The organism is Candidatus Phaeomarinobacter ectocarpi (assembly GCF_000689395.1).
In the GTDB taxonomy this organism is placed as follows: Bacteria; Pseudomonadota; Alphaproteobacteria; order CGMCC-115125; family CGMCC-115125; genus Pyruvatibacter; species Pyruvatibacter ectocarpi.
Genome location: NZ_HG966617.1, coordinates 3,186,955 through 3,200,978, shown reverse-complemented (window position 1 = coordinate 3,200,978; position 14,024 = coordinate 3,186,955). Strand labels below are relative to the sequence as shown.

At 59.3% G+C, this 14,024-nt stretch carries 12 protein-coding genes; 6 read left to right on the top strand and 6 right to left on the bottom strand.

Annotated elements, in window-relative coordinates; translation table 11 throughout:
• Positions 1 to 4 precede the first annotated feature (4 nt).
• Both BN1012_RS15310 and BN1012_RS15305 read right to left on the bottom strand, forming a co-directional pair.
• Complete coding sequence (locus BN1012_RS15310) at positions 5 to 1,264, bottom strand: cytochrome P450 (RefSeq protein ID WP_043950262.1); 1,260 nt, start codon at positions 1,262 to 1,264, stop codon at positions 5 to 7.
• Positions 1,265 to 1,276: 12 nt separating this feature from the next.
• Entirely contained in the window at positions 1,277 to 2,536 is a 1,260-nt protein-coding gene (locus tag BN1012_RS15305) for a cytochrome P450 (RefSeq protein ID WP_043950261.1), read from the bottom strand.
• Between the two features lie 181 nt (positions 2,537 to 2,717).
• Here BN1012_RS15305 and BN1012_RS15300 point away from each other — a divergent pair, with 181 nt between their 5' ends.
• The 4 genes from BN1012_RS15300 to BN1012_RS15285 all read left to right on the top strand — a co-directional run bounded on the left by BN1012_RS15300 (position 2,718) and on the right by BN1012_RS15285 (position 6,458).
• Entirely contained in the window at positions 2,718 to 4,052 is a 1,335-nt protein-coding gene (locus tag BN1012_RS15300) for an MFS transporter (protein WP_197538315.1), read from the top strand.
• Positions 4,049 to 4,810 (top strand): FkbM family methyltransferase, encoded by a 762-nt coding sequence (locus BN1012_RS15295; RefSeq protein ID WP_043950260.1) that lies wholly within the window; start codon positions 4,049 to 4,051, stop codon positions 4,808 to 4,810. Before BN1012_RS15300 ends, BN1012_RS15295 begins: the two co-directional genes overlap by 4 nt.
• 97 nt (positions 4,811 to 4,907) lie before the next feature.
• On the top strand, positions 4,908 to 5,678 hold the full coding sequence (locus BN1012_RS15290; RefSeq protein WP_043950259.1) for a glycosyltransferase family 2 protein: 771 nt from the start codon (positions 4,908 to 4,910) through the stop codon (positions 5,676 to 5,678).
• An 18-nt stretch (positions 5,679 to 5,696) separates the two neighbouring features.
• Positions 5,697 to 6,458 (top strand): TVP38/TMEM64 family protein, encoded by a 762-nt coding sequence (locus BN1012_RS15285; protein ID WP_052535469.1) that lies wholly within the window; start codon positions 5,697 to 5,699, stop codon positions 6,456 to 6,458.
• A gap of 34 nt (positions 6,459 to 6,492) precedes the next feature.
• Here BN1012_RS15285 and BN1012_RS15280 read toward each other — a convergent pair whose 3' ends face one another.
• The 4 genes from BN1012_RS15280 to BN1012_RS15265 all read right to left on the bottom strand — a co-directional run bounded on the left by BN1012_RS15280 (position 6,493) and on the right by BN1012_RS15265 (position 11,706).
• Complete coding sequence (locus tag BN1012_RS15280) at positions 6,493 to 7,590, bottom strand: DUF2817 domain-containing protein (protein WP_043950258.1); 1,098 nt, start codon at positions 7,588 to 7,590, stop codon at positions 6,493 to 6,495.
• A gap of 15 nt (positions 7,591 to 7,605) precedes the next feature.
• Positions 7,606 to 8,640 carry a biotin synthase BioB gene (gene bioB, locus BN1012_RS15275; RefSeq protein ID WP_043950257.1) on the bottom strand — a complete coding sequence of 345 codons (1,035 nt, stop codon included), beginning with the start codon at positions 8,638 to 8,640 and terminating at the stop codon, positions 7,606 to 7,608.
• A 101-nt stretch (positions 8,641 to 8,741) separates the two neighbouring features.
• Positions 8,742 to 10,211 (bottom strand): pyridoxal phosphate-dependent decarboxylase family protein, encoded by a 1,470-nt coding sequence (locus BN1012_RS15270; RefSeq protein WP_043950256.1) that lies wholly within the window; start codon positions 10,209 to 10,211, stop codon positions 8,742 to 8,744.
• 67 nt (positions 10,212 to 10,278) lie between these two features.
• A complete protein-coding gene (locus tag BN1012_RS15265) occupies positions 10,279 to 11,706 on the bottom strand; it encodes an NAD(P)-binding protein (RefSeq protein WP_043950254.1) in 1,428 nt (475 codons plus the stop codon).
• Positions 11,707 to 11,861: 155 nt separating this feature from the next.
• On the opposite strand from BN1012_RS15265, the gene BN1012_RS15260 reads away from it, so the two are divergent.
• The gene (locus BN1012_RS15260; RefSeq protein WP_043951206.1) at positions 11,862 to 12,500 is read left to right on the top strand and encodes a TetR/AcrR family transcriptional regulator; all 639 of its coding nucleotides are present in this window, start codon (positions 11,862 to 11,864) and stop codon (positions 12,498 to 12,500) included.
• A 66-nt stretch (positions 12,501 to 12,566) separates the two neighbouring features.
• Entirely contained in the window at positions 12,567 to 13,994 is a 1,428-nt protein-coding gene (locus BN1012_RS15255) for an MFS transporter (protein ID WP_043950253.1), read from the top strand.
• Positions 13,995 to 14,024: the final 30 nt, after the last annotated feature.

Sequence of the window (14,024 nt, the reverse complement as noted above, 5' to 3'; positions counted from 1 at the left end):
GCGTCTAGAGGGCGTGCAGTTTAACCGGTAGGGATGCGTATCCCTTTACGAAGTTGGAGTGGGTCAGCACCGGCTCGCCGGTGACTTCCACGCGGGAGAAACGCTTGAGGATTTCTTCCCACAGAATGCGCAGCTGAAGCTCCCCGATGCGGTTGCCCATGCAGCGGTGAATGCCAAAGCCAAAGGACAGGTGACGGCGTGCGTTCTTGCGGTCGATGATGATCTTGTCAGGATCATCAAAGATAGACGTGTCGCGGTTGCCTGACGCGTACCACATCACCACCTTGTCGCCCTTGCGGATCTGCTTGCCGCCAAGGACTGCATCCTGAAGCGCCGTCCGGCGCATGTGCGACAGGGGTGTCTGCCAGCGGATGATCTCGGCGACCGCGTTGTCGGTCAGGGATGGGTCATCCACCATCTTTTTGAATTCGTCCGGGAACAGGTGCATGCCGAAGATGCTGCCGGACATGGAATTGCGGGTGGTGTCGTTGCCACCCACAATGAGCAGTGCCAGATTGCCCATGAACTCTTCAGGCGGCATTTTTGCCATGGCCGGGCTGTGGGTCATCATGGTCAGAAGGTCGATGCTGTCAGGCTTGTTGATCCGTCCCTTCTGCAGCTCGACGAAATACTCGGCCATCTCGTTCAGTTCCGCGACGCGGGCTTCCTGGTTCTCGACAATGTCAGACTCAGGTTCAGCGGTGATCACGTCAGACCAGCGGGTGAGCTTGTGCCTGTCTTCAAACGGGAAATCAAACAGCGTTGCCAGCATTTGGGTTGTCAGCTCGATTGAGACTGTCGGTACCCAGTCAAACTCTTCTCCGACGGGCAGGCTATCCAGCATATTCACCGTCCGTGTTCGGATGATATCGCCGAAGTACTGGAGATTGTTCGGGTTAGTAATGCCGTTCACGGACTTGCGCTGATCGTCGTGCTTGGGCTGATCCATCGAAATGAAGCTGGCTGACTTGTAGTTGGTTTCCGGATCAATCGCGATCCGGTCGTCGATGACGATCCCGCCAAAGTCAGCTTCTGATGAATAGACCTGGTGGTTGGTATCCACCGCCATGATGTCTTCGTAGCGCGTTACGGACCAATAGGGGCCGTAGGTGCTCTCAGCGCAGTAATGCACCGGCTCTTCCGCGCGCATCTTTTCAAAGATCGGGAAGTACTCATAGTTTGACCAGATATCGGGATCAGCAATGTTGGTCGTGCTGCTGAGTTCAACGTCGGACGTAGGTGTATGCGTGAATGCCTGACTCATTGGGATGACCTCCTAGAGTGCGTGCAGTTTGACGGGGAGGGAGGTGTATCCCTTCACAAAGTTTGAGTTTGTGAGTTCGGGCTCACCGGTTACTTCGATGCGGGAGAACCGCTTGAGAACTTCCTCCCACAGAATGCGCAGCTGCAGTTCACCGATGCGGTTGCCCATGCAGCGGTGAATGCCAAAGCCGAAGGAGAGATGGCGGCGGGCATTCTTGCGGTCGATGATGATCTTGTCCGGGTCGTCAAAGATGGATGTGTCGCGGTTGCCCGAGGCGTACCACATCACCACCTTGTCGCCCTTGCGGATCTGTTTGCCGCCGAGGATCGCATCTTCAAGAGCGGTGCGGCGCATATGGGCCAGTGGTGTCTGCCAGCGAATGATTTCCGCGACCGCGTTGTCGATCAAGGTCGGGTCAGCGACCATCTTGTCCCACTGCTCCGGGAACAGGCTGAAGCCAAAGACGCCACCGGTCATCGAATTCCGGGTCGTGTCGTTGCCGCCAACGATGAGCAGCGACAGATTTCCCAGAAACTCTTCCGGGGGCATGTTCGCCATGGCCGGGCTGTGGGTCATCATGGTCAGCAGGTCGATGTTGTCCGGCTTGTCCTTGCGGCTTTGCTGCAGGTCGCTGAAATAGGCGGCCATTTCCATCAGCTCATCAATGCGCTGCTGCTGGGTCTCAACGATGCCTGAGCCGGGCTCTGCGGTGGACACGTCAGACCAGCGAGTGAGCTTGTGGCGGTCCTCGAAAGGGAAATCGAACATGGTGGCGAGCATCTGTGTCGTCAGCTCGATAGATACCGTTGATACCCAGTCGAACTCCTCACCCACCGGCAGGCTGTCCAGCAGGTTCGACGTACGCTTGCGAATGATCTCGCCAAAGTGCTGCAGGTTGTTGGGGTTGGTGATGCCGTTCACGGACTTGCGCTGTTCGTCGTGTTTCGGCTTGTCCATGGCGATGAAGTTCACCGCCTTGAAGTCATTCTCCGGGTCATTCTGAATGCCGTCATCAATGATGATGCCGCCGAGATGAGCGTCGGAGGAATAGACGTGATGGTTGGTGTCTACCGCCATGATGTCTTCGTAGCGGGTGACGGACCAATAGGGGCCGTAGGTGCTCTCCGCACAATAGTGTACCGGGTCTTCCTGACGCATCTGCTCGAAGATTGGGAAGTAGCTGTAGCTCTCCCACAATGCCGGATCGGCAACATTGGTCTTGCTGGTCAGCGGCTGTGTGGCCGGTGGCGTGTGCTTGAAAGCCTGGCTCATTGGTCTTGTCCCTCCAAAGCGCGGCAGCGTTTTTGGTCTGTTGCTGCCCATTCACTTAATGCGTAGCGTAACTCCGCATTCATTTGGTTCGCAAGGGGAAAAGTGCCTGTGATTGAGGCTCGCAACTTGTCAGCCTTGAAATCGGGGTGCTGCGGTGGTTTCTGGCCTGCGAAACCTCGTCATGAGATCACTCACAAACACGGAGATGCCCGATTTGCCTCTGCATACCACCGCATATGACGCGCTTTTTGGCGATGACGAAGGCCGGGTCTGCCGCGATATCCCTGAAAGTGCATGCAATGCACAGCCGGAAAACGTCTCCGCTCACCTCATAAGCCTCGCGGCCACAAAGGCCGGAGATGGCCTGTCTGACCCCAAACTCATTCTTGCCTGGGTGCTCAATGCGCTCGGCGCACCGGCATTCCTGATTGGGCTGCTGGTGCCATTGCGTGAGGCCGGGGCCCTGGTGCCGCAGCTGTTTGCCGCCGGTGCCATCCGGGCGCTGCCGGTGCGCAAATGGGCTTGGGCGATTTCCAGCCTGATCCAAGGGTTGTGCGTTGCCGCCATGGGCGCCGTGGTGCTGATCTTCGACGGGGTGATGGTGGGGTGGATCGTTGTGGGTCTGCTGGCTGTCTTTGCCCTGTCCCGATCTGTCGCGTCTGTTGCCTACAAGGATGTGTTGGGCAAAACCGTTTCCAAGGCCAAGCGGGGCACGACGACAGGGACGGCAGACAGTATTGCCGCCATGGTGGTCCTGGCGTTCGGGCTGGCGTTGTCTTTTGATATTCTGACGCGCTCAGTCGAGGTCGTGTCGGCGGCGCTGTTCATTGCCGGTGGCTGCTGGATGGTTGCAGCGGCGGTGTTCTTGACCCTGAAGGAAGAACCGGGCGCCACCGAAGGCGGCGGGAACGCGTTCGAGACCGCGATTGGCCAGCTGTCGCTGCTGCGGGAGGACCGCCAGCTTCAACGCTTCATTGCCACACGCGGACTGCTGATCGCAACGGGCCTTGCACCGCCCTATCTGGTAACCATCGTGGCCCAGCGTGGCGGCACGGATCTGTCGCAACTTGGACCCTTCATTGTGGCGTCCGGGCTGGCCTCGGTTGTCAGCTCCTACTTCTGGGGGCGGCTGTCGGACCGGTCGTCCCGGCGGGTTCTCATTTATGCGGGCCTGCTTGGGTCGCTTTCCATGGCGCTGGCGCTGAGCGTCACGTTTCTGGCGCCCACATGGGTCATGGCCTATGCCATGGCGGCAGTCCTCTTTGTACTGATGATTGCCTATAAGGGCGTGCGTCTGGGGCGCTCCACGCATATTGTGGATATGGGGTCTCAAGAGACACGGGCTGCCTACACTGCCCTGTCCAACACGATTGTGGGCGGGCTGTTGATGCTGGCCGCTCTGTTTGGTGCCCTGGCATCGCTGGCTGGCACATGGGTGGTGATTGCTGTATTCGCTTTGATGTGTGCGGGCGCGGCAATCGTTGCCAGTGGCCTTGATGAGGTGCAGCAGGCATGAGTGCGAACAACACGTCCGACTGGACACCGCCGACAGATCTGACAGAGCGGGTGAAGCTGGCGCTGGTGCCGCCCTCGCTTGATATTCGTCGCCGGGTCAATCGCGAGCTGCGCAAGGGTGAGCCCGAGTTTGGCCTCGTGCCGTATCTGTGTGCCCGCGACAAGGACGCGATCGATATTGGCGCCAATCGCGGTGTCTATACGTGGTGGATGGCGCGCACGGCGCAGCATGTTCATGCCTTTGAGCCCAACCCCAAGATGCTGGGTATCCTCAACCGGGTGCTGCCGACGAATGCCACGAGCTACGCAGTGGGGCTGTCTGACAGTGACGGCGATGCGGGGCTGTTCATTCCTCAGCGCCGTAAGGGTTACTCCAATCAGGGCGGATCACTGTCCACGCGCAAGGCCGACATTCCCCATGGGAAAGTCACCGTGCAGACGCGGACGCTGGACAGTTACGATCTGCGCAATATCGGGTTCATCAAGATTGACGTTGAAGGGTTTGAGGCGCCGGTCATTGCCGGGGCGCGGGAGACCCTGAAGCGGGAACGCCCCAATCTGCTCATCGAGCTGGAAGAGGCGCATACGGGTGAGCCCATCGAAGACATGCTGGGCGAGATCGGTGAGATGGGCTTTCAGGGGTTTTTCATGCGGCGTGGCCAATTGACCTCGCTCAGGCATTTTGACCCGGAAGCCCATCACCGGTCGGCGGACGGCAAGGCCAATTACGTTTTCAATTTCATCTTTATCCCGACCTGATCGCTCATCTGGTCTGATCGGAGCTGTTTACCTCGTCAGGCGCAAAAAGCGTGCTTTGGGCCGCTAATGTGCTAAGAGGCCCACTGGATAAGAATGCATGCCTTCTGGGGAGCCCACGCCTGTGGCCACTACGCCTGAAAGCCTCGCGATTTCGGCCGTTGTGCCGGTCAAGAACGAGGCAGAAAACATCCTTCCGCTGGTGACTGAAATCGATGCTGCCCTGCGCGAAACCGGGGCAGATTACGAGATCGTCTATGTGGATGACGGCTCCGACGACGTGACCCCGCAGAAGCTGAAAGAGACGCAGCAGGCGTTCCCTGCACTGCGAATCATCACCCATTCCAATAGCTGTGGCCAAAGTCGCGCTGTCGCCACCGGCGTGCGCTACGCCCGTGGGCGGATGATCGTGACGCTCGATGGTGACGGGCAGAACGTGCCGGCAGACATTCCCGCCATGTGGGGCAAGCTCGACGGGGCTGAAGACCTGATGGTTGCCGGCCGCCGGATGAAGCGGCGCGATGTGTGGATCAAGCGCGTGTCGTCGCGCTGGGCCAACCGTATTCGTGCCCGCTTGCTCAAGGACGATACACCGGACACCGGCTGCGGCCTCAAACTGTTTCCGCGCGATGCCTTCATGGAGCTGCCCTACTTCAATCACATGCACCGGTTTCTACCGGCCCTCATGCAGCGGCATGGCTACCGTGTGATCAACCATGATGTGCAGCATCGCTTTCGGGAGCACGGCACGTCTAAATACGGCACCCTCGACCGGCTGTTCGTCAGCATCTTTGATATTGCAGGCGTGATGTGGCTGCAGCGGCGCATCTCCCGGCCCGACACCATCCACGACAGTCTTCAGGCGGACTAACCGGAGTTCTGGCAGACCATGCCACTTGCTGAACGCATCAAGGCGCGGTTGAGGGCGCTCGACAGCCGGGCCGTCATGGTCATCGGCCTTGCGTTCTTTGCGTTCGGCACCGCGTTGACGCTGATCCTGTTCGGGAGTGCCTGGCTGGCGCTTGAAGGCGAGGGCGATGTCGCGTCCATGATTGCCAGTGTGGATGATCCTATCCTCGCGCCGCTTGCCGTCATTCTTGTGTATGTGGGGCTGGGCGCACTTGGGGCGCCACAATTCCTGTTGCAGGCCGCCGCCATTGTCGTTTTCGGTCCGTGGCTTGGCTTTGCCTATGCGTGGGGTGCGACGCTTGTCAGTTCGTCGGTGTTCTACTGGGCCGGGCACTTCTCGGGGGCGCAGGCGCTGCGGCGGTTTGCGGGTGTGCGCGTCAATTCCATAAGTGAAGCGCTTGGACGCCATGGCATTCTGGCCAGTGCTGTCAGCCGGGTTGTACCCACCATGCCCTTTGTCATTCTCAACATGGCGTTCGGTGCCAGCCATGTGAGCTTTACAAAATTTCTCATCGGCACAGGACTTGGCACCATCCCGAAGGTGGCGGTGGTTGCCTATGTGGGCGCGAGCCTTGGTGACTTCCTCGCCAGCCGTGATCCGATGGATCTGGCCTTGATGGCGTGTATCATCGTGCTGTGGATTGTCTTCGCCTGGTGGGTTCGCCGGGCGCTGAAGCGCTCTGGCTGGCAAAAGGCCGTTGACGATGCGGTGGATGCGCCTGAGTCCGGGCCGTCCAAGTAGGCTGCGTCTCCGGATCAAGCCCGGAGCCACGACGTCAGGAAAACAGCTTGTTCCAGCAGGCGGTGATGACCTCATCGCCGATGTCGAGCACTTTTTCGCGCCAATCAGGATCAGCCGGGTTCGAGCACTCGCCGACTTCCGCAACGATGGCCTTGCCTTGTTCGCTGTCGCGGTCGCCATGGGCCCATAGCCAGCCTTCCGCGCGCTCTGCGAGGATCATGCGGGCCCCTTCAAAGGTGCCGATCTCGCAGGAAAATGCGCGAATGTCCGCATGCGGATTTTCCTTGCAGATGCCTGCTGTCACATTTCCCTGGGTTGGCGTCATGACGCTTTCTTCGCCGGCGGGGTACTTCACATTCTCCTCGCCCAGCGCCTCGCACAGCCACTGGTAGCCGGGCGCGCCCACCTCATGGCGTGACAGAGCCTCGTAGGTGGCGTAGTCGCCGGCACCGGTGTGCATGTCGATCAGGACGGCTTCCTTGGCGTGGCGCAGGACATCGCCATAGATGCCTGAGAGACGCCGGTTGGATTCAACGCGTTCCTTGCCGCCATAGTAGACACCGCGGGGAAACTCATACTGACCTTCCGTGAACGCCTGCTGCACCCAGGCCATGCCGTGCTTGTCGACCAGCGCCCAGGCTTTCTCAACGAACTCCGCCGTTGTTTCGTCCGTCAGATCCGTCGGGTTCAGGATGTCGTATACGTCGCGGTAGTTCTGCGATGTGGGGCGCGGGTCTTCCGGCTCAAGAAAGTTGCGGTTGATGTCCACATTGTCTTCGTTCTGTCGCCGCACCCAGGCAAAGCCATAGGGGTTGTGCGCGTGCACGAGCAGGATCGCTCCGTCGTCCGGCAGCGTTAGTTCGTCCAGCATGTCGTTGAGGAACTGTGCCTGCACGGCGGAGCCGGACGGGCCTTCCGTTCCATGGGTGCCGCAGCTCACCGCAAAGACACGGGCCGGGCCAGATGTGTCGGTGATCATTGGACCCAGATAGGCCGTGTCTATGGTGAGGTCGCGGTCGCCAGGGCCTTTGGCCTTGAGGGTGTGGGCCTCAAGTGCAAATCCGCGCTGGGTCGCCAGTTCGCGGAACTGGTTTCGGAAGGCGTAATAGTCCGGCTGGAAGTAGGCGACCATCACATGTCCCGGATGCTACTCAGCCGCGTGAGACGGAACGATGTGTTCCGGCTTCACTTCGGGCGCTGCGGTGTGAGCGGCCATGGGCTTCATGCCAAGGCGGGCGAGCAGGGCCTTGTCGTGGTCTTCGCCGGGGTTGTCGGTCGTCAGCAGTTTTTCACCGACAAAGATCGAGTTGGCGCCAGCGAGGAAGCACAGGGCCTGCAATTCGTCAGACATATGCTCGCGGCCAGCGGAGAGGCGCACCATGGAGGCGGGCATCATGATTTTTGCGACGGCGATGGTGCGGACAAACTCAAGCGGGTCCAGATCGTCAACCTCGCCAAGCGGCGTGCCACCGACTTTCATCAGGGAGTTGATGGGAACGCTTTCAGGATGTTCTGGAAGGTTGGCCAGTTCCATCAGCATGTCGGCGCGGTCTTTTTGTTCTTCGCCCATGCCGATGATGCCACCGGAGCACACGTGAATGCCGGCGTCGCGCACATGGGCCAGAGTGTCGATGCGGTCATCGAAGGTGCGCGTTGTGATGATGTCGGTGTAGTACTCGCGTCCGGTGTCGATGTTGTGGTTGTAGTAGTCGAGGCCCGCGTCGCGCAGGCGCTTGGCCTGCATGGCATCGAGCATGCCAAGGGTCACGCAGGCTTCCATGCCCATGTCTTTAACGCCCTCCACCATGGCGCACACAGCATCCAGATCGCGGTCCTTGGGCGAGCGCCACGCCGCGCCCATGCAATAGCGCGTTGCGCCGCGTTCCTTGGCCTTGCGGGCTTCGGTCAGCACCTTTTCGACTTCCATGAGCTTGGAGGCCTTGAGGCCGGTCTCGAATTTGGCGGACTGGGAGCAATAGCCGCAGTCCTCCGGGCAGCCGCCGGTCTTGATGGAGAGCAGCTCTGACTGCTGCACTTCATTGGGATCAAAATAGCGCCGGTGAGCCGTCTGGGCCGCAAACAGCAGATCGTTGAACGGCATCGCGAACAGGTCTGTGACCTCGTCGCGAGTCCAGTCGTTACGCAGATCGGGACGCGGATCAGATTGCTGTTGGGTACTCATGGGTAGGTCGGCCTCTTGCTAGATGGAGTGCGAGCAGGGTAGACGCCGCGAGCATAGATTGCGAGTGCCTAGAATGGCCTGCTGCTGTGTGGTCTTTCGTCTCACTCCGCCGCTGCGGAATGGCTCTTTTGCGGTGGGACATAAAGTTCGTTCATGTACTCCGTGAGGGCTTTTTTTGCCACACCCGGGTCCATGACGTTGAGCAGCTCGTTGATCTCCGTGGTGCCGTCAGGCAGTTCCCCTGAATCCGTTGAGCCGAGCATTTTCATGAACTCTTGAAACAGCTCCGGCGTAAAATCATCTGGTGTCAGCGCTTTTACAAATTCCTTGATGTCGGCGGGCACGGCCTCTTCGTTCTTTGCTTTCACGATGTCGGTGCACTCGCGCAGGTCTTTCAGCATGGCGTCAGCCTGGGTAAGGCTCGCTTGGTCAATCGACAGGTGGATGTTTTCCTTTGATCCAAAGAACCCCAGCTGAGGCTGAATGAACCAGCCGCGCTTTTTCATTTCATCAATCACCGGGAAGATGCTCATGACATCTGATGTGAAGGCCACGAGGCAAAGCTCGGGGTCGCCGAGAATTTCATATTCCGGCATGGCAGCAATCCCGGCCCGGATCTTCTTGGTGGCCTGCAGCATTTTGTCGGCGATGGAGAGGTAGCCTTCGTCACCCAGGAAGTTCATAACCGCCCACGCTGCCGCCATGGGTCCGCCCGTCTTGGTGGAAAGGATTGTCGGGTTGATAACCGTGTAGCCTGTCCAGCTTGAACAGGTAAAAATCTGATGCCGGCGCAGGTCCTTGTTGCGTTGCAGAATGACGCTGGCGCCCTTGGGGCAGTAGGCGTATTTGTGCAGATCCATTGACATGGATGTGACGCCGTCGACCTCAAAGGAAAATGGCGGCACGTCTTCGCCAAGACGGCGCCAGTAAGGCAGCATGAAACCGCCGATGCAGCCATCCACATGGAAGAGCAGGTCATGCTTTTTAGCGATCGCCGCGATCTCTTCGATCGGGTCGATGACGCCATGGGCATAGGAAACCGCAGATGCCACAATCTGGATGGTGTTGGGCGTAATGGCGTCTTCGATGGCTTTGGGATCGGCCTTGTAGGTTACCGGGTCCATCGGCACGAGGACGGGCTTCAGACACAGATATTGTGCTGCCTTTTGAAAAGCCGCGTGGGCGGTCACAGGCAGGATGATTTCCGGTTCTGTGATTTCCGGCTTCTTCTCGCGGAAATAATCGCGCGCGGTTTTGACAGCAAGCATGCAGCTTTCCGTCCCGCCTGAGGTGAAGTTGCCGACGACCTCCTCATCACCCTGCAAGTGGTCTATGGCCATGGCCACCAGTTCGTTTTCAAACCGCAGCAGGCTGGGATAGACGGTGGGGTCGAGCGCGTTTTCTGTCAGGTAGCGTGTATAAGCCCGTTTGGCGACGTCATCGACGTCGGGTCCCGCATCGTAGATGTAGGCGAAAGTGCCGCCTCCATGGACGTCCAGATCGTCCGTGCCGAACTCTTCTAGCGCGGCGAATACATCCTCTTTTGTGCGGCCTTGCGCGGGCATTCTCATGTGTGCGTTCTCTCAAGCGTTGTCCTGAGAGTGCATGGCACCATGAAGCCCGCTTCGCTGCAAGCGCCTAGGCGGCGGCTTTCTTGTCGATCTCGGCCATGAATTCGCCAAGCCGCGTGACGGCGGGAACGGCTGCCTTGCGCATCCGCTTCAGGATGGCAATTTTCTCGTCGTCGTCCTGTGCGACGTCCGCCACGGTCTTGCTGAAGCCATCCAGACGGTTGGTCAAAAGCCATTGACCGATCTCTTCACGGGTGGACCAGGTGTACTGGTTCATCATGGCGGCGAAGGTGAAGCGGACGTAGTCGTCGGTGGTGTCAGGCAGGGGCACGACACCGCAAATCTGGTTTTTCAGATCTTCGTCATCGCCATAGGTTGCTTCTGTATGAGCAATAAGCGAGGCGCTGAACAGCGGCTGATAGGACCGCACAAACTGAGGCGTGATGACGTGACCGTTGAACACCGGCGTCGTCTCGCGGTTGCTGACCGCCGTTGCCGAGCAGTCCACATGGACGGCGTTGGCGCTGGTGGGGATGGTGCCCTTGTCGAGCACAATCTCGGTCTGGCCGACATGTTGGACGCGGCCAAGACGAACAATGTTCTTGATGCTGCGCAGGGCTTCGAGTTCGAGTTCGCTGATGGTCGCGCCATGGAACATGGAGGGGCGCACGGTCTTGTCGATGCGCACGAAATAGCCCGACTCTTCGAGGCGATCAAACATGTCCTCCATGTCCTTGGCGCCTGCAATGGATTCCATCTGCGCGGCCTGCGCGCCCATGGTGTGCGTGAAGAATTCCGCTGTGGGCTGGGTATTGAGACGATTGAGCAACCAGGCATCGCGTGACTTGATCCAGCAGATCTGGTCCGGTGACACGCCTGTTTCGAGCAGCCACAGGCAGGCATCAATGCCGGTCTTGCCACCCCCGATCACCACGTAGTTGTCCGGTGTCTTGCTGATCTTCGGCAGGTCGTTGAGCGGCATGAAGGTTACGCCGTCGGCGACGTCGAAATTGGGGACATGTGTCGAGGGTACGGAGTTCTTCAGATAGGTCGCGTTGACGATTTTCTTTGTCACCTTCACTTCGTATTGCCTGCCGCTGGCGATGGAGTGGAAGGTGTGCGTTGCGTCCATGTCGCCGGTGTAGTGGCACATGGGAAAATACTGCACGCGTCCGGTGGGCAGGAACTGGTGTCGCATCACGTCGTCAAAATAGGAGGTCACGTCCGCGCCGGACGACAGGTCGTACATGCCCTTGTTGAGGCCGACCTGGTCCTTCTGGCCGCTGGACAGTTCGCGGGAGGCAACACCGTAAAACGCTGCGGGCTGATGCAGGGTGACGAAGGGATAGGCGTCGTTCCAGTGACCGCCGGGTTTGGCGTGGCCGTCCACCATCAGCACGCGCGCGTCGGTTTCACTGATCAGCGTGTCAGCAAAGGCCATGCCCATGGCACCGGCGCCGACGATCAGATAATCCGTTTCCAGTATCTCGGTCATGAACTTTCACCCTTGTGATGTCTGTCAGCCCTAGCGGGGATCAGGAGATTTCGGTTTGATCTTTGATATAACGCTGTTATGTTCTGGGCGGATTTCTAATAACAGTGTTATGGTGTGTCAAGCGCTATCTCCCATTTTCAAGAACGATGCTTTTCATGAGCGGCAAAACAGCACGAAAAACTGAGGCCAGGTCTCAAAATCCAGACAATGCCAAGGCCAATATTCTGGCAGCGGCGTCTGACATTTTTCTTGAAGGCGGCATCCAGTCGCTCAGCGTCCGTGCCATTGCGGCCAGGGCCGGGACGTCCACCATCGGCATCTACAGCCACTTCCAGGGCAAACAGGGCATTCTGGATGCGCTGTACATCGAGGGATTCAAAATGGTCATCGAGAGCATGACTGTTGCCGATGCTGATCTCTCCGCCCGGGACACTATCATGCGGGCCTCGCGGCAATATCTCGACATGGCTGAAGGCCACGCCGCCCACTACCGGCTGATCTTCGGCGAACGGGACGCGGAGTTTGTGCCGTCCCATGATGCCGAACTGGTCGGTGCCAAGGCCTTCAACACGATGTTGCGCCATGTGGCCAAGCTGCTGCCTGATACGGCCACCCACAAGGAGAAGCAAGACGCTGCCGTGCAGACATGGGCACTGCTGCATGGCTATGTCAGCCTGCGTCAGCACGAAGTGTCCGGCCTTGTGGATATGAGCGACTGGAAGACGCGGGCGCTGACCACGCTCGGCCTTCTTGTGGATGCGATGGAGCTTCGCACGGCGGTTGCCGATCAATGATGCGTCAACAGGGTGGACCCGTCACATACGCCTGCTAGAGTCCCCACCGGGTTCAGGGGGATGAGTATGAGTGTAGAAACGGGCGCTGCCGCACCAAGCGTCACAAGTGCCATTGGCGGGCCGGTTGCGCCGCGTCGCGGGCAGGTCTCCTGGGCATTGTTCGACTGGGCAAACCAGCCCTATTTCGCTCTTATCACCACTTTCATTTTTGCTCCCTACTTTGCGGCCACCTATGTGGGTGACGCGACGCTGGGTCAGGCGCTGTGGGGTCAGGCACTTGGCTATGCCGGGCTGGCCATTGCCTTCATCTCTCCTATCGTCGGGTCGATCGCGGATCAGACCGGTCGCCGCAAGCCATGGCTTGCCGCGTGCGGCGTCGGTTTTTGCGTCGCGGTTTCCTGCCTGTGGTTTGCCCTGCCCGGGGAAGGGGCGATCAACCCCGTGCCCATCATGGTGGCGGTTGCGTGCGCGGCCATCGCCATGGAAATTGCCGTCGTTTTCAACAACGCCATGTTGCCGTCGCTTGTGTCATCCGGGCGCATGGGCACGTTGTCCGGCTTTGGCTGGGGCATCGGCTATGTGGGTGGCCTCCTGGCACTGATCATCGTGCTGTTCTTTCTGGCAGCCGACCGCGAGACCGGGCTCACCATGCTGGGGCAGCCGCCCCTGTTTGACCTGGATCCGGCCATGTCCGAGGCGGACAGGTTTTCAGGACCCATGGTCGCCATGTGGTTTGCGATCTTTGTGATCCCGCTTTTTGTGTTCACGCCGGATGCGCCAGCGACGGGCGTGCGGCCGGGCGCAGCGGTGCGCCAGGGCCTTGTGCAGCTCAAGACCACGCTGGGTCACCTGCGCCGCTTCCGCAACATCGCGCTCTATCTGTTTTCCCGCATGCTCTACTTCGATGGCCTGTCCGCCATCTTCGCGTTTGGCGGCATTTATGCGGCAGGCATTTTTGGCTGGGAGATCATGACGCTTGGTCTGTTCGGGATCATCCTGTCGATCTTTGCAGCCGCCGGTGCGTTTCTTGGTGGCTGGCTCGATGACAAGATTGGGTCCAAGCGCACCATCCAGATTTCTGTTTTGGGGTTGATCGTTGCCACCATCGGTTCTGCCTCGATTGGTCCGGACACGATCTTTTTTACAGTTCCTGTAGACCCACCACAGCCCGGCGCGGCACCGTTCTCCAGCATCGGGGAACAGATCTATCTGGTGTTCGGTATTCTCATCGGCATTTCAGGTGGCCCGGCGCAGGCGGCAAGCCGCACGATGCTGGCCCGCATGGCGCCGCCGAGCATGATGACGGAATTCTTCGGTCTCTATGCGCTGTCGGGCAAGGCCACTGCCTTTCTGGCGCCGCTGGCCATCGCCTGGGCGACACTGGCATACGACAGCCAGCGCGCGGGCCTGGCTGTGATTGTAGCCTTTCTGGTTGTTGGCTTTATGCTGCTCTTCGGGGTCGCAGAACGCCGGGAAGAAGCTATCAGCGATTGAGTTCCCCACACCCCAACACGACATAAGCGG

Excerpts from the sequence above, each read along its gene's own strand:
- BN1012_RS15270 (WP_043950256.1), bottom strand. The coding sequence starts at position 10,211 with ATGAGAATGCCCGCGCAAGGCCGCACAAAAGAGGATGTATTCGCCGCG.
- BN1012_RS15260 (WP_043951206.1), top strand. The coding sequence starts at position 11,862 with ATGAGCGGCAAAACAGCACGAAAAACTGAGGCCAGGTCTCAAAATCCA.
- BN1012_RS15255 (WP_043950253.1), top strand. The coding sequence starts at position 12,567 with ATGAGTGTAGAAACGGGCGCTGCCGCACCAAGCGTCACAAGTGCCATT.
- BN1012_RS15310 (WP_043950262.1), bottom strand. The coding sequence starts at position 1,264 with ATGAGTCAGGCATTCACGCATACACCTACGTCCGACGTTGAACTCAGC.
- BN1012_RS15280 (WP_043950258.1), bottom strand. The coding sequence starts at position 7,590 with ATGGTCGCCTACTTCCAGCCGGACTATTACGCCTTCCGAAACCAGTTC.
- BN1012_RS15265 (WP_043950254.1), bottom strand. The coding sequence starts at position 11,706 with ATGACCGAGATACTGGAAACGGATTATCTGATCGTCGGCGCCGGTGCC.
- BN1012_RS15290 (WP_043950259.1), top strand. The coding sequence starts at position 4,908 with ATGCCTTCTGGGGAGCCCACGCCTGTGGCCACTACGCCTGAAAGCCTC.
- bioB (WP_043950257.1), bottom strand. The coding sequence starts at position 8,640 with ATGAGTACCCAACAGCAATCTGATCCGCGTCCCGATCTGCGTAACGAC.
- BN1012_RS15305 (WP_043950261.1), bottom strand. The coding sequence starts at position 2,536 with ATGAGCCAGGCTTTCAAGCACACGCCACCGGCCACACAGCCGCTGACC.
- BN1012_RS15300 (WP_197538315.1), top strand. The coding sequence starts at position 2,718 with ATGAGATCACTCACAAACACGGAGATGCCCGATTTGCCTCTGCATACC.
- BN1012_RS15285 (WP_052535469.1), top strand. The coding sequence starts at position 5,697 with ATGCCACTTGCTGAACGCATCAAGGCGCGGTTGAGGGCGCTCGACAGC.
- BN1012_RS15295 (WP_043950260.1), top strand. The coding sequence starts at position 4,049 with ATGAGTGCGAACAACACGTCCGACTGGACACCGCCGACAGATCTGACA.